The sequence below is a fragment of the Psychrobacter halodurans genome (assembly GCF_017498075.1).
Taxonomy (GTDB): Bacteria; Pseudomonadota; Gammaproteobacteria; order Pseudomonadales; family Moraxellaceae; genus Psychrobacter; species Psychrobacter celer.
On record NZ_JAGBKN010000003.1, the window covers coordinates 16,523 to 42,195 of the forward strand.

The window sequence follows — 25,673 nt, forward strand, 5'->3', positions numbered from 1 at the left end:
CCCTTACCTGACCATATAAAAATAGGCAGATAAGGGGTTTTGGATTTTTCATTAGTTAGCAGAGACTGCTAAACTAACTCAATGAATAAAACAAACGCTTGATTTAGCTCATTCTGAGCTTATCAAATGTCAGCTGATCATCTGCGCCGACATCGACTTTGATGATATCACCTGCGACAAAGTCACCAGCCAATAGCTTTAATGACAGTGGGTTTTCGATCTCTTGCTGGATCGCACGTTTTAGTGGACGCGCACCATAGACAGGATCGTAACCAACAGCGACTAGTTTGTTCATCGCATCGGCTGACAGCTCGATATCCATCTCACGCTCTTGGATACGCTGACGTAGACGCTGCAACTGAATGTCAGCAATACCAGCCATCTGCGACATGCCAAGTGGATGGAAGACCACAATCTCATCGATACGGTTGACAAACTCTGGGCGGAAATGCTGTCCGACCGAATCCATCACCTCAGACTTGATGTCTTCATAGCTCTCGCCGACCATCTCTTGGATTTTGTGTGAGCCTAAGTTACTGGTCATCACAATCACCGTATTTTTGAAGTCGACCACGCGGCCTTGTGAGTCGGTCAAACGTCCATCGTCTAACACTTGTAGCAAGATATTAAACACATCAGGATGCGCTTTTTCGACCTCATCAAACAGTATCACGCTATAAGGCTTACGGCGTACCGCTTCGGTCAAGGTGCCGCCTTCTTCATAACCGACATAGCCTGGAGGCGCGCCCACTAAGCGGCTGACGCTGTGTTTCTCCATATACTCACTCATGTCGATACGGATGATGGCATCCTCACTATCAAACAAGAAGTTGGCCAGTGATTTGGTCAGCTCAGTTTTACCAACCCCCGTTGGTCCAAGGAACAAGAACGACCCTGAGGGACGATTCGGATCCGATAAACCAGCTCGGCTACGGCGCACCGCATTGGCAACGGCTTCGACCGCTTCATCTTGACCGATGACGCGCTCATGCAGCTTGTCTTCCATCGCCAGCATTTTGTCACGCTCGCCTTGTAGCATTTTGCTGACAGGAATTCCCGTCGCGGCTGCCACCACCTCTGCGATCTCGTTATCCGTGACTTTAGTACGCAATAACTTGCCGCCCAATGCGTCCTCTGCCTGCTCTTTTTGCTCGGCCAAATCAGACTCTGTGATACGGCGCTCAAGCTGCGGAATCGTCTCGTACTGCAGCTTACTCATGGTCTCGTAGTCGCCTTCGCGGCTGGCCTTGTCATAAGCGATACGCGCTTTGTCCAGCTCGTCTTTTAGCTGCTGAGAGCCTTTGACCAACGCTTTTTCCGCTTGCCAGACTTCATTGAGATCGGCGTACTCTTTTTCTAGCTCTTCGATTTGGCTATCAAGCACTTTACGCTCTGCTTGCGCGCCGGCATCTTCTTCGTTTTTGAGTACTTCGCGCTGCATTTTTAGCTGAATCAAACGGCTATCGAGCTTACCGAGCGCTTCAGGCTTGCTATCCATCTCCATGCGCAGGCGACTGGCTGCTTCATCGATTAAGTCAATCGCTTTATCAGGCAGCTTACGATCGGTGATATAACGATGGCTCATGCGCGCTGCGGCAATAATCGCGCTGTCTTGAATATCGACACCGTGATGCAGCTCATAACGCTCTTTTAGACCACGCAAAATCGCAATGGTGTCTTCAACCGTTGGCTCATCAACCAGTACTTTTTGGAAGCGGCGCTCAAGCGCGGCATCTTTTTCGATGTATTGACGATACTCATCTAACGTCGTCGCGCCGACGCAGTGTAGCTCACCGCGCGCCAGTGCAGGCTTTAGCATATTGCCTGCATCCATCGCGCCCTCTGACTTACCCGCGCCGACCATGGTATGCAGCTCATCGATAAACAAAATGACATTGCCCTCCTGCTTCGCCAAGTCACTTAGCACCCCTTTGAGACGCTCCTCAAACTCACCGCGGAATTTTGCGCCTGCAATCAGTGCACCTAAGTCTAACGACAGCACTTCTTTACGGCGTAGACCTTCTGGCACATCACCATTGATAATTTTTTGCGCCAAGCCTTCAACGATGGCGGTTTTACCCACACCCGGTTCACCGATAAGCACGGGGTTATTTTTGGTGCGGCGCGAGAGCACCTGAATGGTACGGCGAATCTCTTCGTCACGGCCAATGACAGGGTCTAGCTTACCCAGCTCAGCCTGCTCAGTTAAGTTGATAGTATATTTGTTTAGCGCATCACGCTGATCTTCGGCATTTTGATTGTCCACCGTTTCGTCTCCACGTAACTTTTCGATCACAGCCTTTAACTGACTGGCTGTCACGCCTGCATTTTCAAAGATTTTTTTGGTCTCGCCTTGTTCAGCAAGTGCCAATATCACCCATTCAGTGGCAATAAAGTCATCACCTGCCTTCTGCGCTTGGCGATCGGCTAGGTTTAAAATCTTCACTGAGTTTGGGTTTAGGTTGACATCACCTGTCGGCTCGCTAATTGTCGCCTGATTGTCAAGCGCCTTGGCAACGCCGTTTTTTAGCGCTGGAATAGACGCGCCGGCTTGCTGACAGATAGATAAGTTAGACTCATCTTGTAGCAATACAGCCAGCAAATGCACAGGGTCTATGCCTGTGTGATCACGTCCTAGAGCCAGGCTTTGCGCCTCGGAGATGGCCGTTTGCAGCTTTTGGGTAAATTTCTCAAATCTCATCGATTTATCCTTTGATATTTCTATATGTTATGGGTCAAAATGGCAGCAGACTGTTATAAGTATTAGACTCGCCTACTCGCCTTTAGTTGATATTTATATAGGGTATAGTACCTTGTATTTCAAGGTATAAACCAGAAAAACCTTACTAATAGCAATGATATAAACTTATCCTTATTCATAAGGTTTTATACCGTGCGTTTCAAGACACCCATTCTTAAAAACAAAGCCGTTATACACATGGTCGTATGGTCGCCAAGTAGGAGTTTATTCCACGATTTCGATCGGTGTATCGATGGCAACTAATGCCATAATTTCATCCATCTCATCGTTGGTCACCGCGATACAGCCATTCGTCCAATCACGCTGCTGGTTGAGCCACGCCAAATGACCAAAGCCATTCATCTGACCGTGAATCATAATATCACTGCCTGGATTGACCCCTTTATTTCTAGCACGCGCAGAGTCGGTGGCATTCGGGTAGCTGATATGAATAGAGCGATACGCAATCGAATGCTCATTTTTATAGTCCAAAGTATAATCACCAGTCGGCGTACGCTCATCGCCTTCTTGTTGTTTATGTCCGACTGGATTATCCCCTAACGCAATGGCATAGGTTTTGATGACTGCGCCTTGACTCATCAGCTTGAGTACGCGCTCGGACTTATCGACATAGACTTTGTCAATCGTGATATTTGCAAGGTCAGTTTGATGGCCTTTGTCAGAGTGATTTGCTGCAGCGAGCGCTTTGTAGCCTGTCAGGCCGGCCCAGCCAGCGCCGAGCAAAATAAGCATCGCCAAGGACAGCAGGATGATTTTTTTGGGGTATAAACGAAAAAATGACACAGTCTTTGCCTTTTATAATCCACCAGTAATGGGTTTTTATAAAATAACAAAAATTTGTGTCAAATATGTGCAAAAAGTATGAATACGCTAAAAGCGCGATTACACCATGCGAATCGCGCCATCAAGGCGAATCACTTCGCCGTTTAGGTAGGCGTTATCAATGATATGAGTGACCAATTTGGCAAACTCGTTTGGAGCACCCAAACGCTTAGGATACGGCACACCTGCTTCTAACTGTTCACGCGCCTTTTCGGGAATGGTATCCATCATCGGTGTGGCAAATACACCAGGCGCGATGGTCATGACTCTGATGCCGTGGCGCGACAGCTCGCGTGCAAGCGGCAAGGTCAGCCCGACCACCCCAGCTTTTGATGATGAATAGCTGGCTTGCCCAACTTGTCCATCAAAGGCGGCGATAGAGGCGGTATTGATGATAATACCGTTGTCTGCGTTTGACGCGTCAGCGCCTGCTGCCACGCGCTTAGCGATGCTAGCCGCTACCAAACGCGCGACGTTAAAAGACCCCACGAGATTGATATGAACCCCGCGGCTAAACGCCTCGAGATCGGCAGGTGTATTTTCACGATCGAGCAGCTTTTGTACCACCGCAATGCCCGCACAGTTGATAGAGCCTTGCAGACCACCGAAGGCTCGTTCGGCCGTGTCTACTGCTGCTTGCACCTCCTCGCCGCTGGTGATATCACAGCGTACAAAACGGCTATTTGCGCCCAGCTCATCAGTCAATGCCTGTCCTGCCGATTCATTTAAATCGGCGATGACCACCTTGCCGCCTTGAGCGACGATCGCCCGTACCACGGCTTCGCCAAGGCCTGATGCACCGCCCGTTACCAAAAAGCTGTGTTGTTCAATTTGCATAATCCTTCCTTTTATTTGTCTGGTATTCTTTGCATGGTAGTCTGTATATTGTACGAAAAAATATTTGAGACAGTGCATGATGCAGTGCTCATCTTAAGCTAATATAGCTAATAAGGCGGCGACTGACGTACAGTCGCCCTTAATATGGCCACGTCTTGATATCGTCGCGTTTTTCTTGGCTTATGCCGCAGACAAACTACGCAGCAAAAAGCGCTGAATCTTGCCACTTGGAGTCTTGGGCAATGCTGCCACAAACTCAACGTCACGCGGATAGGCGTGTGTCGATAGACGCTTGCGTACCAGGGCTTGTATTTCTTTGGCCAGCTCATCTGAGCCTTCGATACCGTCCTTTAGTACCACATACGACTTGATGGTATGACCGCGCACTTCATCAGGTACGCCGACGGCAGCCGACTCTGCCACCGCATCATGCTCCAGTACGGTGTTTTCGACATCAGTCGGCCCCACACGGTAGCCTGCGGTGATGATGATGTCATCATCACGCCCTGAGAACCAATAGCTACCGTCACTATGACGTTCGACCACATCGCCTGTTAGGTAGTAATCACCGATAAAGGCGTCTTTTTCATTCCAGCTATAACCACGGAAATAAAACGCGGGCGACTGACTGACCACCACTGCCAGCTGGCCTTGCTCACCATCAGGCAAGACATTCATGTCATCATCCAACACGACGAGGGTATGGCCTGGAAGCGCCATACCCATTGAGCCGACAGGACACTCATGGGTCAAAGCATGGTGCTCGCAGCACGTCATTCCCGTCTCAGTTTGTCCATATTGATCACAGACTTTGCAGTTTAGATAAGTCTCCACCCAGTTGACGACCTCGGTATTTAAGGTCTCGCCTGCCGAGTTGGCGCAGCGTAGGGGTAGCGCGGCATCGCTATCGTCATGCGCCCGCTCGAACACGCCGCTGGATTTCATCATACGAAAGGCAGTGGGCGAGGAGGCCAAATTGGTAATCTTATGACGCACCATAAAGTCGCGCGTGTTTTCTGCATCAAATCCTGACTCATTAAAATGGGTGGTGATGCCCATCAGCAACGGCCCTGTAATGGCATAATACAACCCATAGGCCCAGCCAGGATCGGCCATATTCCAGTAACTATCATCGGCGCGCAAATCGATGGCATAACGCATATATAGATAAAAAGCCGAGAGCGCGCTGAGAGGGACGCTGACGCCCTTAGATTTACCGACGGTCCCAGAGGTAAACATTTGCAAAAACGGCGCATCTATCTCCAAGAGCACAGGCGCCGCTGTAGATGACTGCGCTACTACCACCTCCTCATAACGATCGTCACCCCAGCCATGGTCCTGCTGGCTATCGTTGCCGCCCACCAAGACCATTTTGGCTTGCTCAGCCAAATCCTCAAACTTGCCGCGGTTCTCAAGGTTGGTAAATACCACTTTGGTATTAGCTTTATCCATACGGTACTTGATCGACTCATAGCCAAAAGCGGTAAATAACGGCTGATACACGGCACCAATACGCCATGTCGCCAATACAATAGTCAGCAGCTCAGGTGTGCGCGGCAGCATGGTCGCCACTTGATCGCCAGCTTGCACGCCATACGACTGGAGCAAGTTGGCAACGTGACCACTGGCCTTATCAAGCTCAGCGAAACTTAGGCGCGTGACGTTGCCTGCTGTGTCTTCGTGTACAAGTGCGAGATGCTCACCCCGCCCATCACGCACATGGCGCCCGCAGCAGGCCATGTAGGCATTTCGCTGGTCGTCCAGATGCTCGCCATATATTTCGGTCAATAAGTTATTGATATTAAAGTTCTGATAATAATCGCGGTAGTGTGGGCGCGTATCGGTGTGAGTTGTCGTGGGGGTCGATGAGGTAGTCATAAGCCAATCCTTTAGCACTTGCAGGTCATTGATGACAAGTGACAACAGCGGCGCATGACATCATGGGTAAAAATGCTCATGAATCAAAACACCACTGTCTCACTTGTAAAACCGCCCTATCCTATGGGCGGTTTTTATTGTCTATACGCTATTAGTAACGCATTTTACTTATTATTTCAATACATAGCGTATCATTTTTATGTTATTTCTTTATGTAGTCACGACCGTTCAGCGCAATTGCATGTGACTTATCATCGCCATAGCAGGCTTATGCGACATAACGTCTCATTGCTAAGCCCACAGGTTATTGCCAAGTATACAGGCAGCTTAATAGCGCTTTTTCTTCACAGCTTTGGTGCTTTTTGCTACGGCCGCGTCGGGCGTTTTTGTATGCTTCAAAAAACTGACCTGCCAAAAACCGTTCGATAAGCATCGGATGAATATAAGAAGCACGGCATACCGCTGGCGTATTGCCAAGCTCTTCGGCCACGCTCTTCACCATATCGGTAACCAGCTGCTGACGCGCCTTGCTAGCAGGAGCGCTGGCTAAGACTGTCCGGCCCGCCGAGGTCTGCAGCTCATCATACAGATAGCTCGCTGCCAGTACACTGGCCATCCAAGTACGAAAGTCCTTTGCACTGTACAATCTGCCCGATGTAAGATCCTCCAAGTCATCGCTGCTCGGCTGTTTGTGCGCCTCTGTATCCGCACACAGATGACGGCGCAAGTAGTCATTGACATCGCTGCTATCCACAACTTGCTTGTCACCATGTTCATCTAAATATTTAAAAATCTGATACCCTGGCAGCTCACTACAGGCTTGCACAATCTCAATCAAGCGCTCGTCTTGTAGCTCGATATGGTGCTCTTTGGCACTTTTGCCGACAAAGTCAAATGCCAGACCGTTATCCGTCTCGCTCACGTGCTTACTGCGCAGCGTACTCAGGCCATAGCTTTTATTCATCTTTGCATAGCGGCTATTACCGATACGAATGAGGGTAGTTTCCAATAACTTGACCACCGCGGCTAATACATTGGCGCGTGATAGCGGCGCTGCTTCTAAATCTGTCTCAACTTGCGCCCGCAGCGTGGGCAACGCGGTCGCAAACCCTATCATCGCGGCAAACTTGGCGTGATCGCGCACGCGATTCCATTCGGGATGATACAAGTACTGCTTGCGCGCTTTGTCATCGCGGCCTGTCGATTGCAAATGCCCTTTTTCATCTTGGCATATCCACACCTCTGACCACATCGGCGGGATGACTAGCGCCTCAAAGCGCGCGCGAAGTTTTTTGCATTTGACCGTGTTGCCGATGGCATCTTTATAAGTAAAACCGCGACCCCAACGCCTGCGCGTAAATCCCGGCTCATCGTCGCTGACGTAACGCAGGTTTGCCAAGCGTGCTAAATGTTCATAATCATGGCGTACATCTTGCGGGGTTGTTTGCTGGTCTAACTTCGCCATAAAAAATACTCGATTGATAAAATAGACGCTTTAGCATAATGAATTGCGGTTATTTTTGCTGTTTGTTTGCCACAAGCAAAGTGTAATTGATGTGTAAATAGCCGTCCAATTACCATAAAAAAAACGCCAAGCATTTAATACTTAGCGTTTTTTATGGCTAGTGTCAATATGACGACGACAAATCTAAAAAGCTTTATTTACCATAAGTGCATAAATAAGCGGTCTCAACCTCAACTTTGACTTGAAATTTTTTATCCGCTTCAATAGTAAACTGTTGACCGGCGTCAAAGGTCTGCCATTCGCTACTTTCTGGCAGTTTAACGGTCAACGCGCCGCTCACCACACTCATGGTCTCAAACTCACTGGTGCCAAATTCATACTCCCCAATTTCCATCACGCCGACAGTCGCTGGCAGAGTGGCTGTCTGAAAGGCGATCGACGTGACTTTATCGTCAAAATAACTATTTACGCTTGGCATAACTTTTCCTTAAGTAGTGGTGTTTAAAATGTGTTGATAAACCTTACAGTCCTGCTTTAAGGCTGGCTTCGATGAATTGATCGAGATCACCGTCGAGTACCGCGCTGGTATTAAACGTCTCAACGCCAGTACGCAAGTCCTTGATACGTGAGTCATCGAGCACATACGAGCGAATTTGACTGCCCCAGCCGACGTCAGACTTATTGTCTTCGACCGCTTGCTGTTTTTCCATACGTTTTTGCATCTCAAGCTCATAAAGCTTGGCGCGCAGCATTTTCATGGCAGTGGCTTTGTTGCCATGCTGGCTACGCTCGTTTTGACACGTGACCACCACGCCAGTTGGCTCGTGGGTAATACGCACCGCAGAATCAGTGGTGTTGACGTGCTGACCACCCGCACCCGATGAGCGGTAGGTATCGATACGCAGATCGGCTGGATTGATATCAATCTCGACGTTGTCGTCAATCTCAGGCGAAACAAAAACAGCGGCAAACGACGTATGACGGCCATTGTTGCTATCAAATGGTGACTTACGCACTAGGCGATGCACACCAATCTCGGTACGCAGCCAGCCAAACGCATAATCGCCTTTGATCTCGATCGTCGCTGATTTAATCCCAGCGACGCTACCAGACGACACTTCAATGACCTCGACCTTAAAGCCATGCGACTCCGCCCAGCGCGTATACATCCGCAGCAGCATCTCAGCCCAGTCTTGTGCTTCGGTGCCGCCACTACCCGACTGAATGTCTAAATAGCAGTTGTTTGGGTCCATCTCGCCGCTAAACATCCGGCGGAATTCTAAATCTGCCACACGTTCTTCAGCATCGTCGAGCTCCGCTTGTACATCGCTCAGTAGTGACTCATCCTCTGCTTCTACTGCCAGCTCAAGCATGGCAGAGGCATCTGCCAAAGTAGTCTCAAGCGATATCACCACGTCGATGACACCATCAAGCTGACTTTTTTCTTTATTAATCTTGGTCGCGCGCTCAGGATCGTTCCATAGCTCGGGGTTTTCTAACTCCAAATTAATCTCTTCTAGGCGCTCTTGCTTACCATCGAAGTCAAAGATACCTCCGAAGGTCCTGTCCTCGCTCAGATAAGTCTTTGATTTTTTCTTGATACGGATTGATTTCCATAAATAGTCCTGTTTTTTGCTAAAAAATAAAGGTCGCACTCGGGCGCTATTTTAAATGAGATTACGGTTACATAATGGGTTAATTGTGCGCTGACTGGTAGCGGCTCATTGACCAGCCTCAATCGACCAATCTTCGACCGCCCAGCGATGCGCCAGCGCATGAGCATGCAGCGCGTCATCAGGAGACACGCAGACTGCGACGTCCGCCCATTCTAGCAGCGGGATGTCGTTTTTAGAATCTGAATACGCATAAGTTTTTTCAAAGCGAACGCCAGCGAGCTGCTGCTTATTTAGCCACTTATCGAGATGATAAATCTTACCTTCTTTAAAGTTTGGCTTGTCGGTGAGCTTGCCGGTATAGCGGGCGTCCTTTATCTCAAGCGGCGTCGATAATACATTGCCAGCCTCGACCCCAAAACGCTTTGCGATGGCAGACACCACAAAATCATTGGTCGCGGAGATTATCACCACATCATGCCCTTTTTCCACATGCTGACAGAGCACCTCCATCGCTTTTGGGCGGATGTGTGGCTCGATCTCAGACTTGATATAGTCTTCGCGTAACGTATGTAGCCTCTCCATCGGCAAGCTGCTCAAAAACTGGGCGACAAACTCATTGTACTCAGTGGCATCGAGCGTGCCTTTGATATAGTCCTGATAAAACTTTTGATTGGCCGTACGATATTCGGCCTCATCGACCAGATTGTGCTTGACGATATACTCGCCCCAAAGATAGTCGCTATCGACATCGAGCAAAGTATGATCCAAATCAAAAAGCGCCAGTTCTTTTGCTATCGGTTGTGCTGCCTGCATAATAAAACCTTATGGTGATTTATAAAAACGATGATTGGTAAAGAAGGGTTAAAAGTTGGGTGATAGTTGGTGGCACCCCATCTTCCATGATTCGGTAATATTTGGTGAATATTACTGTTTAGTAAACAAAATTATGCTAACTTTATAATAAAAACAGAGAACCTTATGAAAACGCCCAATCCCCAGTCCACCACCGCTCGTCGACCGAGACGCCCTGCCCGCTCTATCAAAGAGATTAGACGGCGGCAACGAGGAGAGGATTATCAGTCTCCGATAGCACGTATCTTATATGCGCTCTTGACAGCTTTGCTGTATGGCGCTGGCGGATTATTTATCGATCTTGCTATCGTCGTAATTCGCTCTTTATTCAATCTAGGCACGGGCGATATTTTTTGGTTATTTACGCCCATCCTGCTGGGTTTGGGTGCCATTATTGGGTTTTTTGTCGGCAAAAACGCAGGTGCCGAGAGCGTCAATGCCTTACACAATCAGCAAGCTGGCAATAACGCTTATCTCGACGACTACTCTATACGCCATGATATCTTTCGAGGTCTGATGATCGGTATTGCTATCTTTGCGGTTATTTGGCTGGTCATGATGCTCATGACGTAAATACGCGCAACCACAATGTCAGCGAGGATAAGACGAACAACGGATAAGATGAGAGACGACAAAACGAGCCACTCATATCCGCCATTTATGACTTCTTATCATTCAGGCATGGCTATTTCTTTGAGGCCAGTTTTAAACTTCTGACAGCGCTCACTATAGTGCATGGCCGATAGTTTTAACATCGCTGCTTGCTCATCCGTCAGGGTTTTCACCACTTTGGCCGGTGCGCCCATGACCAGTGAGTTATCTGGAATCTCCTTACCTTCTGTGACTAAGGCTTTGGCACCGATGATGCAGTTTTTACCGATTTTGGCATGATTGAGCACCACCGCACCGATTCCGATTAAGCTATTATCGCCAATCTCGCAGCCGTGCAACATTGCCAAATGCCCAATCGTCACATAGTTGCCTATTTTGACTTCGATACCTGCATCGGTATGGATGACGCTGTTTTCTTGTACATTACTATAGTCACCGATATGAATGCGCTCGTTGTCACCGCGAATCACCGCACCAAACCAGACGCTGGCTTGATGGCCCAAATACACATCACCAATCACTTGTGCGCTATCAGCCACCCAGCCATGAAAGGGGCTAGCAAATTCAGGGGTTTTGTCTATATACTGGTAAATCATAACGGTTCCTTGTCCTACTAAAAAACGCTGTGGTTAATTGATCGATGTTGCGGTTCATGATGTTACGACTCATTGTGGCAAAGACAACTGTAGAAATCCAGCGCTATTCATCGTAGCCGCTCGCCATCTTGCCAACTTAATCCTGATAACTTGGCACAGCGCTTGTACTGTGTTAAAAAATCAGCTGGCTATCTGCGTCTATATTGTATATAATGCGCAAAATCTGTGCCTAAGCGAGCGGACATGATGCAAGTTACCTATTCACTACCTAGTGAGTTTTGTAGTTTCCATCGATAATGTCTTCTCGCTTTTTTGTGGGCGATTTTTGTGTGCAGCCTATATTTTTCTTGAGGTTTATTATTTCCAAGACCTTAAAAATAAAGGCTTTACACCGACAGCCAACCACAAGCATCGTCACAGAACTCACAAATAATAGCGGAGGTAAACCTTGAATTCATCGGCAGAAATACAAGCAATTTTGGCACTAGCAGACGGTACAATCTTTCGCGGTGTCAGTATCGGTAGCCTTGGTCATCGTGTCGGTGAGGTGGTGTTTAATACAGCCATGACAGGGTATCAAGAAATCCTAACTGACCCAAGCTACGCGCGCCAGCTGGTCACCCTTACCTACCCGCATATCGGTAATACTGGTACCAACAGCGAAGACACCGAATCTGGCAACGGCCACCAAGTCTGGGCCGACGGTCTAATCATCCGCGATGCCACCATGGCAACCTCCAACTTCCGTAATTCTCAGTCGCTCAGTGACTATCTACAAGCCCATGACACCGTCGCCATCGCTGAGGTTGATACACGCCAGCTGACCCGTCTACTGCGCGATAAAGGCGCACAAAACGGCTGTATCATGACCGCCTCTAACGGTGAAACAATCAGCCGCGATGATGAGCAAAAAGCCATTAAACTGGCACAAGAGTTTGCCGGTATCAAAGGCATGGACTTGGCAAAAGAGTGCTGCACTAAAGAAAACTTCGAATGGACAGCAGGGACGTGGGATTTGTCCGACACACTGCTAAACCGTGACGCACCTGGTAGCCATGATAGCGGTACAGGCGGCTTTTTTAAGCAGCTTGGCACTCACATCGACTCTAAATACAACGTCGTCGCTTATGACTTCGGTAGCAAAACCAACATCCTACGTATGCTAGTCGATCGCGGCTGTCATGTGACGGTGGTTCCAGCACAAACGCCTATCGCAGACGTACTGGCGATGAACCCAGACGGTATCTTTTTATCCAATGGCCCCGGCGACCCTGCCGCCTGTGACTATGCTATCGACGCGGTACGTCACATCATCACCGAGACAGATATTCCGACCTTCGGTATCTGCCTAGGCCATCAGCTGATCGGTCTGGCCAGCGGCGCTAGCACCATCAAGATGAAAACTGGACATCACGGTGCCAACCATCCTGTACAAGATTTGGCCACAGGGACGGTGATGATTACCAGTCAAAACCATGGTTTTGCTGTCGATGAAGACACGCTACCTGACAACGTCAAATCGACTCACCGTTCACTGTTCGATGGTACCAACCAAGGTATTGAACTGACCGACAAGCCAGTGTTTAGCTTCCAAGGTCACCCAGAGGCCAGCCCTGGCCCGCATGATGCTGCGCCACTGTTTGATAAGTTTGCCGAGATGATGGCAGCGGCCAAAGCTTAAGCGGCCAAAGATTAAACGCTTAATATTGACCCATAAATAATAAATATAACGCTTGAAGCACTAAGGGTGGTTCAAGCGACACCATATCAAACACGATAAGCTGAACTGATAATATCGTTACATTATAGATTACTCAAAATATCACCCAAACGAAGGTAGCCCTAACTATGCCAAAACGTACCGACATAAAAAGCATTCTTATCATTGGCGCAGGCCCTATCGTCATCGGCCAAGCGTGTGAGTTTGACTACTCAGGCGCGCAGGCGTGTAAAGCGCTACGCGAGGAAGGCTACCGCGTCATCTTGGTCAACTCAAATCCTGCGACCATCATGACCGACCCTGTAATGGCAGATGCCACCTATATCGAGCCGATTACTTGGCAGACAGTCGAGCAAATCATCGCCAAAGAGCGCCCTGATGCTATCTTGCCGACGATGGGCGGCCAAACGGCGCTGAACTGCGCGCTGGATTTGGACAAGCACGGCATCCTCACCAAATACAACTGCGAGCTGATTGGCGCGACCAAAGACGCAATTGAGATGGCAGAAGATCGTGAGCTGTTTGACCAAGCTATGAAGCGTATCGGTCTTGAGTGCCCACGCGCCGAAACCGCTGAAACCATGGAAGAAGCCTTTGCTACCCAAGAAAAAATGGGCTATCCATGTATCATTCGTCCGTCATTTACCATGGGCGGCTCAGGCGGCGGTATCGCCTACAACCGCGATGAATTTATCGAAATCTGCGAGCGCGGTTTTGACTTGTCACCGAACCATCAATTGCTTATCGATGAATCACTCATCGGCTGGAAAGAGTATGAGATGGAAGTGGTGCGTGACAAAAACGACAACTGCATCATCATCTGTGCCATTGAGAACTTTGACCCCATGGGCGTACACACGGGTGACTCTATCACTGTCGCGCCAGCGCAAACCTTGACCGATAAAGAATACCAAATCATGCGTAACGCCTCGCTTGCGGTACTGCGTGAGATTGGCGTCGAAACTGGCGGCTCAAACGTGCAGTTCGGTATCAACCCAGACACGGGCCGTATGGTCGTCATCGAGATGAACCCACGCGTATCACGCTCGTCTGCCCTTGCCTCAAAAGCCACAGGCTTCCCGATTGCCAAAATCGCTGCCAAACTGGCTGTTGGTTATACCCTAGACGAATTACAAAATGACATCACAGGCGGCAAAACGCCAGCTAGCTTTGAGCCGGCGCTTGACTATGTCGTCACCAAAATCCCGCGTTTTAACTTTGAAAAATTCCCACAAGCGGACAATATCCTATCGACGCAAATGAAGTCAGTCGGTGAAGTCATGGCAATCGGCCGTAACTTCCAAGAGTCGATGCAAAAAGCCCTGCGCGGCATGGAAACAGGCTCAGACGGCTTTGATGAGCAAATCGATTTGGCAAAAGTACCGGCTGACAAAGCGCGTTCTGAGATTATCAACCGTCTAACCATCCCAACGCCTGAGCGCATTTACTATCTGGCTGATGCCTTCCGCGTCGGTATGAGTGTCGATGACGTCTTTAACTACACCAAAATTGACCCATGGTTTTTGGTACAAATCGAAGACATCGTCAAAACTGAAGCACAGGTTAAAACCTTAGGCTTTGGCGGCTTGAACGCCGAAAACATGCGTAGCTTTAAGCGTAAAGGCTTATCAGACCTGCGTTTGGCCAAGCTGCTCGGCATATCACAAAAGCAATTACGCAAAAAACGCTGGGATTTGGCCGTTTATCCAGTCTACAAGCGCGTCGATACCTGTGCGGCAGAGTTTGCCACCAGCACCGCCTACATGTACTCAACCTATGACAGCGAATGCGAGGCCAACCCAACCGATAACAAGAAAATCATGGTGATCGGCGGTGGTCCTAACCGTATCGGTCAAGGGATTGAGTTTGACTATTGCTGTGTCCATGCTGCCCTCGCCATGCGCGAAGATGGCTATGAAACCATCATGGTCAACTGTAACCCAGAAACCGTCTCGACCGATTATGACACCTCAGACCGCCTCTACTTTGAGCCAATCACGTTAGAGGACGTGTTAGAGATCGTCCGTATCGAAAACCCAGACGGCGTCATCGTGCAGTTTGGCGGACAGACGCCATTGAAACTGGCGCGCGCATTAGAATCTGCTGGCGTAAAAATCATCGGTACCAGCCCTGATGCCATCGACCGCGCTGAAGACCGTGAGCGCTTCCAGCACATGATTCAGCAGCTAAACCTCGTGCAGCCATCAAACGCGCTAGCGACCAGCCTAGAAGACGGCTTGGTGAAAGCCAAAGACGTTGGCTATCCGTTAGTCGTTCGCCCATCATACGTCTTGGGTGGCCGCGCAATGGAAATCGTCTATAACGAAGACGAGCTAAAACACTACTTGCGTACCGCTGTACAAGCATCAAACGAAGCGCCCGTCCTATTAGACCGCTTTTTAGATGATGCCATTGAGGTCGATGTCGACTGTGTGTGTGACGGCACTGATGTGGTGATCGGTGGTATCATGCAGCATATCGAACAAGCAGGCGTCCACTCTGGCGACTCTGCATGTTCATTACCGCCTTACTCATTATCGGATGAGCTTTGCGATACCATGCGTGCACAGACGGTAGCGATGGCAAAAGAGCTTGGCGTGGTCGGCCTAATGAACGTCCAATTCGCAGTAAAAGGCGAAACGGTTTACATTCTAGAAGTGAACCCACGTGCCGCTCGTACCGTGCCGTTTGTCTCCAAATGTATCGGCACCTCACTGGCGCAAGTGGCAGCGCGCTGTATGGCTGGCACTTCATTAAAAGACCAAAACTTTACTACCGAGATTGTTCCTTCGTTTTACGCAGTAAAAGAAGCGGTCTTCCCGTTTGCCAAGTTCCCAGGGGTCGATCCTATCTTGAGCCCTGAGATGAAATCGACTGGTGAGGTCATGGGCGTTGGTAAAACCTTTGGCGAAGCGTTTTATAAGGCCATTATCGGTAGTAACGAGCGCCTGCCAGGCCTTCCTGTTGAAGGCGAAACCAAAACGGCCTTTATCTCGGTTCGTGATAGCGACAAGGCACAAATCGCCCCTATCGCGCGTCAGCTTGCTGATTTTGGCTTTAATATCGTCTCAACGACGGGTACGCAAAAGGTGCTCAGCGAAGCCGGTATTGCCAGCACTCAGATCAACAAAGTCACCGAAGGCCGTCCGCATATCGTTGATGCCTTGAAAAACGGCAAAATCGACCTTATTATAAATACGACCGAGGGCAAGCAGGCGCAAGAGGATTCGTTCTCTATCCGCCGCAGCGCGCTACAGAATAAAGTGTTTTATGTCACAACCTTAGGTGCAGCGGATGCTGTTTGTAAATCTTATGCCATCGACTTGCCATTTGATGTCTATAAGCTACAAGATTTGCACGAGCAAGCAAAGGTGGTTGACGCGGCCCAATAATTTCAGTAGATTAAGCATTATCGTCAAGCAAATAAAACGCAGCGACAAAACGTGCCAAGCGTTTTGATACGACAATAATGCTTGAGAAGACGTTTACCAAGATAGACCCAAAAAGCATAGTGGCTAAACTGCGACTATGCTTTTTATTATGTAAGATCATGCGCGCATCTTCCCGTTGGTAAATGCGCCGACCCATGATCTGTTTAGCCTTTTCGTATCGTGTATAAAGACCAGCCGAGCCAGTCAGACATGAGCAAGGACTACCCGTCGTAGCCTACGCTGCGTTTGCCACCGCTCATCGTATCTTTATGCTTGATACAATATAACTCTTTAATATATCAAACCCATTGCAACAACACAGACACCATCTCATCTGAGGTGGTGTGGTGTTATTGGTTTAAGGAAAAAACATGCAACGTTACCCCATGACTCCCCAAGGACACGCGGCGCTAGAAGCCGAACTAAAACAGCTAAAAAGTGTCGATCGCCCTCGTATCACCGCCGCCATCGCCGAAGCCCGCGAGCACGGTGATCTAAAAGAAAACGCTGAATACCATGCCGCACGCGAGCAGCAAGGGTTTTGTGAAGCGCGTATTCGCGACATCGAAGCCAAGCTCGGCGCCGCACAGGTCATTGACCCGACGACCTTGCCAAACGATGGCCGAGTGGTATTCGGTGTGAGCGTGGTCATCGAAAACATGGATACCGAAGAAGAAAAACAATACAAAATCGTCGGTGACGATGAAGCGGATTTTAAAGCAGGCAAAATCTCTGTCAACTCACCCATCGCTCGCGGTCTGATTGGCAAGTTTGAAGGTGATGAAGTACGTATCGAAACGCCAAAAGGTGTGGTGGAGTACGAAATCATGAAAGTCATCTATGACCAATAGTGCCCATTTTTATCTGCTTCATAAATAGCAGATATTATAGACACCTTTTTATAGCAGTTACACAATGCCACTTTTATACTCAATTTGTTTTGCCGCATAATCATGACAAGTTTGCGTGCAAATCCCCAATAAAGTGGCTCATTGATGCACCATTATTCAAAATAATGACGGCTTGATAGTCAAGCAGCGCAGTTATAAGCGTGGTTATAATTGACTGTCATCAGTACTCGATACCCCCGCTATTTGGCATGCGTTACCGTGTCATTTAGCGGGGGTTTTGTTTAGGCCGTTATCTTTTGCCACTTTATGATTGGTTATATTGACTGTTATTTTTTAAGGAGTCTTTTATGAGCTTGACATCGATACCTGTGGTTACTACCCACAAAACCATCTCCCAAAAAGCATCTGTAGCGATGGCGGTTTCTCTTTTTTTTACCGGCGCATTGCTTGCGGCCAACTTAGTACATGCTGCGCCTGAAGTGACTATCAATTCATCTGCTGGCAGTAGCACGACCGTCGTTGAGCAGTACGCTGATGGCAAAACAGCTACCATTACAGCAACGCCCAATGGCATTACGATGAAAGACGGTCTGCCCTATGCGGTCACGCAAGTGACCACAGTGCCACGCTATACGGTGCACCAAAGTGGCAACGACACGGTCGTGACCCAAGGCCGCACCACGGTCACCAGCGTACCTGTCAGCGATCAGCTGACCCAAAAAACCAGCCGCGTCGATGTCATCACCGCTCCTACGACCACCGTCGCGACTAACCCGCCAGCAACGACCCAACCACGCGCAACGACGCAAATCGTATCCACCTCTGTAGATACCTTGCAATTGACGCCCACATTTAGCACGCCTGGCATTGTCAATGCACAGACCAAGGTTATGAAGATATTAAAAAACAGTGACGGCCGCGAAATAGCCGTACCTGCCAACCATATCGCCCCAGGCGATGTGATTGAATATCACACCACTTATCTCAACACCACCGCACAACCTGTCACTGACATCAATGCCATGGTATCGCTGCCAAATGGCGTGCAATTGCTATCCTTAAATAGCCCGCTACCCACGCAGGCCACCACTGGCGGCGACAGCTATCAGACCATCCAGCAAGTTGGCAATACCGTGGTCATCAAAGAAAACTATTCTGGTCTTAAGTGGAATTTGGCTGACCTAAGTCCCAATGCGACCCAGACTGTCGTTATACGTGCGAAAGTTCAGTAAAGACTATATTTTAGAGTCTGGTTATTTAATCACTCTGAAAATAACAAAAGGTCTTGCTGGCTCATTTTATAGTCGGCAAGGCTTTTTTTATGACGTATCTTGCGACACTATCTGACGTGTTGTTTTATATATTATCCTATAAATACAACGACTTAAGCCTGATTTTGCTAAAATACATACCTATAAATGATTTGGTAGATCACGCTTATGGCAACCATCAATTATGAACGACTACAAGGCAAGCTTAATATTTTAGCGGACGCCGCTAAATACGATGTCTCTTGCTCCTCCTCTGCTGGCACGCGCAAAAACCAAGGCGGCGGTCTCGGCGATGCTTCAAAGACAGGCATTTGCCACAGCTATAACGAAGACGGTCGCTGCGTTAGCTTGCTCAAAATTCTGCTGACCAATCACTGTATATACGACTGTGCTTATTGTACGTCACGTAAAAGTAATGACACCCCGCGCGCCGCTTTTACGGTGGAAGAAGTGGTGGATTTGACCATGCAGTTTTATCGCCGTAACTATATCGAGGGGCTGTTTCTCAGCTCAGGTATCTTTAAAAATGGCGACTACACCATGGAGCGACTGGTCGAGGTCGCCAAGATACTGCGTACTCGTGAGCGCTTTAACGGTTATATTCATTTAAAGACCATCCCTGGCGCGTCAAAAGAGCTATTGTTAGAAGCGGGGCTTTATGCAGACCGCTTGAGCGTCAATATCGAGATTCCTACCAAATCAGGGCTGGCGTTGCTTGCTCCAGAAAAATCTCACGACGAGCTAAAAGCGCCGATGCAGACGGTAAAAGAAGAGATCGTCACGATTCGTGAGAGCCGTAAAACGCACAAAAAAGCACCAAAGTTCACTCCAGCGGGTCAAACCAGTCAAATGATAGTTGGGGCGAGCAACGAGACCGACTTACAAGTGATTCAGTTATCAAGTCACTTTTATAAGCAGTATGATCTTAAACGCGTCTACTACTCAGGGTACGTGCCGATGCTCTCTGACAATCGCCTGCCAGCGATCGGTACGCCGGTGCCTATGGTCCGCGAAAACCGCCTATACCAAGCGGATTGGCTAATGCGCTTTTATGGTTTTGGCGCGCATGAAATCGTAGAGCCTGAGTCGCCATTTCTTGATTTAGACTGTGACCCAAAGCTCGCTTGGGCGATACGCCACCGTGAGCATTTCCCTGTCAATATCCAAACGGCAAGCTACGAGATGATTGTACGCATCCCAGGTATCGGCACCAAAACCGCCAAAAAGATTGTGACAGCGCGTAAGTTTAATCAGTTGACCCTTTATCATCTTAAAAAAATGGGCGCGGCGGTCAATCGTGCCAAATACTTCATTGCCACCACTGGTAAAAACGAGCATCTCGCCCATCTGACCCGTGACAACTTTCGTCAATATGTGCTGGCGCAAACACAGACCAAATATAAGGATCAGCGTAGTGGGCAATTAGCACTGTTTTAAAAAGGAGCATATATGCCAGAGCTGACCCCAAACACCGCGTACCCTGTTGATCAATTGACACCCAGTATTGTGCTTTATGAGCCAAGTTTTGAAGGTTGGTTAAGCGCGGTGTTTTACGTGTATGCCAATCAACTGCAAGATGATGAAGCACTACAATTAATTGCCCAAGACTGTTATGTACCCTCATTGATTGCTCAAGCAACCAGCGTTGTGCCTAATGAGGAACATGCTGAGCGCGTGCTAGTCAAGCTAAACCAGCTGCTCGGCCGCTCAGGTATGCGCAACTTGCTTTGGGGGTTTTTATCAGAAAAAGAGCACATCGGCACAACGTTATTTTGGGTGGTCAAATACGCCATCGATTATCCCAATCGCCATATCATGCAGGATGTCGGCAATTTGCATGTGCTCGAGCTGGTGCAAACGGTCAAATCTGTCGGCCGTGAAAAACACCGCATGGAAGCCTTTGTGCGCTTTGAGCACACCACCGATGATATTTACTTCGCCCGCGTGGAGCCGGACTTTAATGTGTTGCCACTCATAGGTGAGCATTTTCGGCAGCGCTATCAAGACCAGCATTGGGCGATTTATGATATAACGCGCGGCTACGGCATTTATTATGACAAAAGCAACAGTACAGCCACGCGCCCTGCCGCCTTGCAGACCATCACTGATCTAGATGATGCCGTCCTGCGCCGCCCTGCCAGCATTCATAGCGCAGATGAGCGGCGCTATCAGCAGTTTTGGCAAGGCTACTTTACCAACGTCAATATAACTGAGCGCAAAAACCCACACCTGCATCGGCAATACTTACCGCAGCGCTACTGGAAATACTTGAGCGAAAAACAAATACCACCCAATGCCGAGCATATCCAAAAGCGGCGCTAATGTTTTTCGGTCCCATCCTTTATCTTCGTGGTTGAGTTTTTGCCACTTTTAACTGACAATAGCAACTTCATATTTGATTTGGTGACCCTCGCTGCTATGAAAGTGATGCGCTTATTATCGTCTTTAAAGCATGATGAATCCGAGCGCGGTATTTTTCATCTTGGCCGCGCCTTGGTCAAAAACGGTCACACCTCTATCATCGTCTCAAGCGCCGATGAAGAAAACGATCTGGTCAAACGTCTCAAGCGTGATGGCAACCATTACCATCAGCTACACATGAACAAAAAATCGTGGCTGTCGTTGCTGCGCGTCAACGCCCTACGCCGTCTGATCGAAAAATACGACCCCGATGTGATACATTTGCACTCGCGTACGCCTGCATGGATACTACATCTGGCCTTGCGCCGCGCGCGGCTAAAGCGCATGCCCAAACTGGTGTCGACCATGTACGGCTTTTATCCGATCAATAAATACTCCCAAGCGCTGCTCGATGTCGACATCATCATTACTGTCTCCGATAGTGTCACCAACTACCTAAAAAAAGGCCTGCGCCGAGAAGACGCAGGACCCAAGGTCATCAAACGTATTTACCGCGGCGTCGACACCCGCCGTTACCCTTATCGGCACAATCCGTCTGTCTATTGGCTACGGCACACCTTTGCCGAGTATCCTGAGCTTGAACACAAAAAATGGCTGGTGTTTCCCACCATCATTGGCAATGAATATGGTCAAGAGTGGCTGATTGATATTTTGGGCAATTTGCAGGAGCAGTTCCCCAATATTCATGTCATCATCATGGACGATGATTATAGAGATGGTGACGTGGCACACGAGGACTTTCGGCAGCGTACCAATACACTTGGGCTGGCCGAGCGCATCACCTACGTGGGTAGCAAGCGCAATGACATGCGCGAGTGGCTATCAGCGGCCAATATCGTCATGGCGCTCGCCAATGAGCCTGAGTCCATTGGTATCAACGCCCTACAAGCGATTCACCTAGGCACCCCCGTCATTGGCTGGGATCAAGCGGCATTCAGTGAGATACTACAGCCATTATATCCGCAAGGGCTGGTCAAAAAGTACAATGCAAAGGCGCTTTGTAAAGCGGTTCGCAATCAGCTAGAGAGTGTCACGCGCCCTGAGATGACCACCAAATTTACCATGCGTGAGATGATTGAGGCGACTCTTGAGGTTTATCAATCACTCTATGACGCAGCGCTGGCTGAGGAGCAAGCGGCACAGGACGACGCAGCGGTCAAACGAATCAATAAAAGCCTTAAGCGAGTCGCAAAATCCATTCCTGAGTCTACTTATGTAAAAATCGACCCAATTGATAACCATACAAAAATTAAGCTAAATAAAGAAAAACCCAAGCCGAAACCAGAAACACCGTCACAGTCACAACCAGAGCCGACCACTTTAGATTCAGACACTTTACGTTCAGACGCTTCAAGCGCTAAGGCAGCAGACGATACAGCATCAAATAAAAACCCACCATGACAGCAGCGCTGACTTAGTAAGTCGTCGGCGTGTGCGCACTGACGATACGGGTGATGCTGTCGCTTGGGTTAATAAAAGTATGCGGCTTCATCGTATCGATCACATAGCTGTCGCCTTGATTGAGCAGATAGGTGGTCTCTTCGACACGGATCAAAATCTTGCCTTCAATAACCGTGCCGATCTCCTCGCCCTCGTGGGCGATTTTTTCTTCTGTCGAGCTATTGGGCTGATAAGTCTCAATCAAAAACCCCAAGTTTTTTGTGGTGCTGCAGTTATACACTTGTTTTAGCGACACCCGACTACCCGCCTCACTCAGCTCTAGCAAGTCTTTTGGTGTGACCACCACACGGGCTTTTGGCTCTTTCCACTCATCACTAAAAAACGTGGTCAGATCAGAGCCAAGCACAGTCAAAATCGCCTTTAGCGTATTGACCGCTGGGCTAACTTTGTTGCGCTCGATAGAGCTGATAGAGGTATTGGTCAGGCCTGACAGCTTGGCCAGCTTGCGCTGTGAGTAGCCTTTGGCCAAGCGTAATTGGTTGATTTTTTTGCCGATATCTTCTTCAGCAGACGCCTCTGTCTCGGCGGGCGCGGCGCTCGGCAGACTTTCGTCTTCTGCGTCATCATCGCTGCAAACACTGTCGTCATCGGCCCCCTTATCATCGCCTTCATTATCGATTCCTTTACTGGCAGCGGCATCGTTATTCGCCTCATTGTCGGTATCGGTACTGGCGTCACAGCTGGCATCAGGGATTTTTGTATCTATATGATCTTCTTCGTTATTCAGTGCGTTGTTTGCTGGCATAGTGAATAAATTCCGTGAATAGAAACTTGGACAAGTTGTCTTTTTCATAGTTTAACTCAGGATGCCACTGCACACCAATCATAAATGGATGCTCAGATAAGCTTATCGCCTCGACTAGGCCATCAGGTGCCAGCGCCTCTACCAACAAGCGCTCGCCGACTTTATTGATGGCTTGTTTGTGCAAGGAGTTCACATGCCATTTTTTGCCAAACGCCGCCAGCCTACCTGCAGGCTCGATGACGACGTCATGGACGGGCTGGTATTGCACTTCGAGCGGCTGACTGCTGTCTTCTAGGTGCGGCTCAAAAAACCCTTCTACCTCGCGCCAATCAGGGTGAAGTGTGCCTTTAAAATGAACATTCATCTCTTGCAGGCCACGGCACACTGCCAGCAGCGGCGTGTTTGTCTTGTCGGCGTAGGCGAGCAGCTTAAAACTCAGCTCATCGCGCCCAAGATCTTGCTTGGCTTCGCGGTGCGTCGCTCCGTATCGCGTCGGCGCCACATTGCTATAACTGCCCGTCAATAAGATCCCATCGACCATAGCCAATAACGCCTCAAAGTTGCTGCTGTCCGCTGCGGTATTGGGCAGCAAAATGGGGTTGCCGCCATAAAAGTTTACCGCATCGATGTATTTTTGATATACCGCTTGTGAAGGCTGACCGTCGATCATTTTGTAGCATGACACGATGGCGATAATCGGTTTGGCGTTTTTCATAATTGCGTTCCTTTGTCCGTCGCTTTATCTAGGCAGATATGCTCTCTTGCCTGATGCAATCCTTTGTTTAGCTAAAACCTAACACAACTTCTCATAAATTGTAAACTATAAACCTCAATATAAAGAGTATTGATATAAAAACCATCAGAATTAGCAATTTTATGATAATTTTAAATAAAAATTGACAACTATAGTTTTCATACATATATTGGAAGTCATCAGCAACGGAGTAAGCAAAACCTCAGTAACAATAAAATTCATAGGAAGAATAGACATGACGACAACCAATGGAATGGTCGAATCTGACAATAACACCGAATACGTTTATGTGGCCGCTGGCGATATTAATGGTTTACTTCGCGGGAAACGCATCCCTTTTAATCAGATGGAAAAAGCAGAAAAGGGCGCAATACGCTTACCGCTGTCGATCTTAGGCGTCGATATCTGGGGTGCTGATGTCATCGAATCCTCTCAGTGCAATGGCGATATAGATGCCATCGCCCGTCCTACCGGCCGCGCCGCCTACCCGTTACTCAACACCAGCGCCCCGTCAGCGCTACTACCAGTCTGGCTATACACCGAAGACGATGAGCCTTATTATGGTGACGCCAGACATGTACTCGATCACATCAGCAAAAAATTCAAAGCGCTGGGCCTGACGCCGGTGATGGCGACAGAGCTAGAGTTTTATCTGGTCGACTATACCGAAGGCGAAACCCCCAGACCGCCTATCAGACCCAAAAGCGGCCTACGTCTCAACAAAACCTCCATTCTCAGCATCAATGATTTGTTGCAGTTTGATGAGTTTTTAGATGAAGTCTATGCCCAGTGCAAAAAGCTTGATATCCCTGTCGATGCCGCCTTGGCCGAAAACGGCTGTGGTCAGTTTGAGATAAACCTACTACACGTCGACGACCCATTAAAGGCCGCTGATGATGCGATATTGTTTAAACAAGTGGTCAAATCTGTCGCCGCCCGCCGTCAGCTGACAGCAACCTTTATGGCAAAACCATTTGGCCTACAGTCCGGCAATGGGTTTCATGTACATTGCAGCTTGTTGGACAAGGACGGTAATAATATCTTTGATGATGGTACAGATGAAGGCTCTGACATGTTGCGTCATGCGGTCGCAGGCCTGCTCAAAACCATGGCCGACTGTACCCTGCTCTTTGCCCCGCACGTCAACTCTTATCGCCGCTTCACCCCCGGCACCCTTGCCCCTAACAATATCTCATGGGGCTACGAAAACCGTACAGCCGCAGTCCGTATCCCCGGTGGCGACACAAAAGCGCGCCGTATCGAGCACCGCGTCTCTGGCGCTGATGCCAATCCTTATCTGGTTTGTAGTGCCGTGCTCGCAGGGATGCTCTATGGTATCGAAAACAAGCTGGCCGCGCCTGAGCCTATCAACAGCATCACCTATGACGATACGGAGCTCAAGACCCTACCCCTAGATTGGTTATCGGCCATTCGTAAGTTTGAAAGTAGCGATATCATCGATTCTTTGTTTCCACGCGAGATGATCGAGCTGTTGATCGCGGTCAAAAAGCAAGAAGCCAAACGCTTCGCCCAGCAAGTCACCAACCTTGAATACCTCACCTATTTACAGGATGTCTGAT

20 protein-coding genes are annotated in these 25,673 nt (G+C 48.8%); 9 read left to right on the plus strand and 11 right to left on the minus strand.

Annotated elements, in window-relative coordinates; all coding sequences use genetic code 11:
* Window positions 1-103: 103 nt before the first annotated feature.
* The 8 genes from clpB to J3491_RS02155 form a co-directional block, all read right to left on the minus strand.
* Window positions 104-2,701, minus strand: coding sequence for an ATP-dependent chaperone ClpB (gene clpB, locus J3491_RS02120; RefSeq protein ID WP_207969054.1), 2,598 nt, complete (start codon window positions 2,699-2,701; stop codon window positions 104-106).
* A 264-nt stretch (window positions 2,702-2,965) separates the two neighbouring features.
* The gene (locus J3491_RS02125; protein ID WP_075101140.1) at window positions 2,966-3,544 is read right to left on the minus strand and encodes a L,D-transpeptidase family protein; all 579 of its coding nucleotides are present in this window, start codon (window positions 3,542-3,544) and stop codon (window positions 2,966-2,968) included.
* Window positions 3,545-3,643: 99 nt separating this feature from the next.
* The gene (locus tag J3491_RS02130) at window positions 3,644-4,420 is read right to left on the minus strand and encodes an SDR family NAD(P)-dependent oxidoreductase (protein ID WP_075101139.1); all 777 of its coding nucleotides are present in this window, start codon (window positions 4,418-4,420) and stop codon (window positions 3,644-3,646) included.
* A gap of 180 nt (window positions 4,421-4,600) precedes the next feature.
* Window positions 4,601-6,298 carry an AMP-binding protein gene (locus J3491_RS02135; RefSeq protein ID WP_207969055.1) on the minus strand — a complete coding sequence of 566 codons (1,698 nt, stop codon included), beginning with the start codon at window positions 6,296-6,298 and terminating at the stop codon, window positions 4,601-4,603.
* A 304-nt stretch (window positions 6,299-6,602) separates the two neighbouring features.
* Window positions 6,603-7,763, minus strand: coding sequence for a DNA topoisomerase IB (locus tag J3491_RS02140; protein ID WP_207969056.1), 1,161 nt, complete (start codon window positions 7,761-7,763; stop codon window positions 6,603-6,605).
* Between the two features lie 193 nt (window positions 7,764-7,956).
* Window positions 7,957-8,241 carry a pyrimidine/purine nucleoside phosphorylase gene (gene ppnP, locus J3491_RS02145; protein ID WP_207969057.1) on the minus strand — a complete coding sequence of 95 codons (285 nt, stop codon included), beginning with the start codon at window positions 8,239-8,241 and terminating at the stop codon, window positions 7,957-7,959.
* 43 nt (window positions 8,242-8,284) lie between these two features.
* Window positions 8,285-9,380 (minus strand): peptide chain release factor 2 gene (gene prfB / locus J3491_RS02150; protein WP_207969058.1). Its coding sequence is split into 2 segments (ribosomal slippage): window positions 8,285-9,307 and window positions 9,309-9,380, totalling 1,095 coding nucleotides; the frame shifts between segments, so codons are not numbered across the junction.
* Window positions 9,381-9,484: 104 nt separating this feature from the next.
* Window positions 9,485-10,192 (minus strand): HAD family hydrolase, encoded by a 708-nt coding sequence (locus J3491_RS02155; RefSeq protein WP_207969059.1) that lies wholly within the window; start codon window positions 10,190-10,192, stop codon window positions 9,485-9,487.
* Between the two features lie 165 nt (window positions 10,193-10,357).
* On the opposite strand from J3491_RS02155, the gene J3491_RS02160 reads away from it, so the two are divergent.
* Window positions 10,358-10,804, plus strand: a complete 447-nt coding sequence (locus tag J3491_RS02160) for a hypothetical protein (protein ID WP_207969060.1) — start codon at window positions 10,358-10,360, stop codon at window positions 10,802-10,804.
* A gap of 98 nt (window positions 10,805-10,902) precedes the next feature.
* Here the strand turns inward: J3491_RS02160 and J3491_RS02165 are convergent, their stop codons facing one another.
* Window positions 10,903-11,439, minus strand: a complete 537-nt coding sequence (locus J3491_RS02165) for a gamma carbonic anhydrase family protein (protein ID WP_100749255.1) — start codon at window positions 11,437-11,439, stop codon at window positions 10,903-10,905.
* Window positions 11,440-11,887: 448 nt separating this feature from the next.
* Between J3491_RS02165 and carA the strand changes: the two genes are divergently transcribed.
* From carA to J3491_RS02200, 7 genes are all read left to right on the plus strand, one after another.
* Window positions 11,888-13,120, plus strand: a complete 1,233-nt coding sequence (gene carA / locus J3491_RS02170; RefSeq protein WP_207969061.1) for a glutamine-hydrolyzing carbamoyl-phosphate synthase small subunit — start codon at window positions 11,888-11,890, stop codon at window positions 13,118-13,120.
* Window positions 13,121-13,287: 167 nt separating this feature from the next.
* Window positions 13,288-16,551 (plus strand): carbamoyl-phosphate synthase large subunit, encoded by a 3,264-nt coding sequence (gene carB / locus J3491_RS02175; protein WP_207969062.1) that lies wholly within the window; start codon window positions 13,288-13,290, stop codon window positions 16,549-16,551.
* 410 nt (window positions 16,552-16,961) lie between these two features.
* Entirely contained in the window at window positions 16,962-17,441 is a 480-nt protein-coding gene (greA, locus tag J3491_RS02180; RefSeq protein ID WP_075101129.1) for a transcription elongation factor GreA, read from the plus strand.
* Between the two features lie 347 nt (window positions 17,442-17,788).
* A complete protein-coding gene (locus J3491_RS02185) occupies window positions 17,789-18,673 on the plus strand; it encodes a hypothetical protein (protein WP_243456041.1) in 885 nt (294 codons plus the stop codon).
* Window positions 18,674-18,880: 207 nt separating this feature from the next.
* Window positions 18,881-20,149: a putative DNA modification/repair radical SAM protein gene (locus tag J3491_RS02190; protein WP_207969063.1), complete on the plus strand. Its 1,269-nt coding sequence runs from the start codon at window positions 18,881-18,883 to the stop codon at window positions 20,147-20,149.
* A 12-nt stretch (window positions 20,150-20,161) separates the two neighbouring features.
* The gene (locus J3491_RS02195; protein ID WP_207969064.1) at window positions 20,162-21,034 is read left to right on the plus strand and encodes a TIGR03915 family putative DNA repair protein; all 873 of its coding nucleotides are present in this window, start codon (window positions 20,162-20,164) and stop codon (window positions 21,032-21,034) included.
* A 39-nt stretch (window positions 21,035-21,073) separates the two neighbouring features.
* The gene (locus tag J3491_RS02200; protein WP_243456043.1) at window positions 21,074-22,534 is read left to right on the plus strand and encodes a glycosyltransferase; all 1,461 of its coding nucleotides are present in this window, start codon (window positions 21,074-21,076) and stop codon (window positions 22,532-22,534) included.
* Between the two features lie 13 nt (window positions 22,535-22,547).
* On the opposite strand, the gene J3491_RS02205 is transcribed toward J3491_RS02200, so the two are convergent.
* Both J3491_RS02205 and J3491_RS02210 read right to left on the minus strand, forming a co-directional pair.
* Window positions 22,548-23,339, minus strand: coding sequence for a cupin domain-containing protein (locus J3491_RS02205; RefSeq protein ID WP_243456045.1), 792 nt, complete (start codon window positions 23,337-23,339; stop codon window positions 22,548-22,550).
* A complete protein-coding gene (locus tag J3491_RS02210; RefSeq protein ID WP_100749250.1) occupies window positions 23,314-24,054 on the minus strand; it encodes a gamma-glutamyl-gamma-aminobutyrate hydrolase family protein in 741 nt (246 codons plus the stop codon). Before J3491_RS02210 ends, J3491_RS02205 begins: the two co-directional genes overlap by 26 nt.
* 274 nt (window positions 24,055-24,328) lie before the next feature.
* Between J3491_RS02210 and J3491_RS02215 the strand changes: the two genes are divergently transcribed.
* Window positions 24,329-25,672 (plus strand): glutamine synthetase family protein, encoded by a 1,344-nt coding sequence (locus J3491_RS02215; RefSeq protein WP_075101124.1) that lies wholly within the window; start codon window positions 24,329-24,331, stop codon window positions 25,670-25,672.
* Window position 25,673 lies beyond the last annotated feature (1 nt).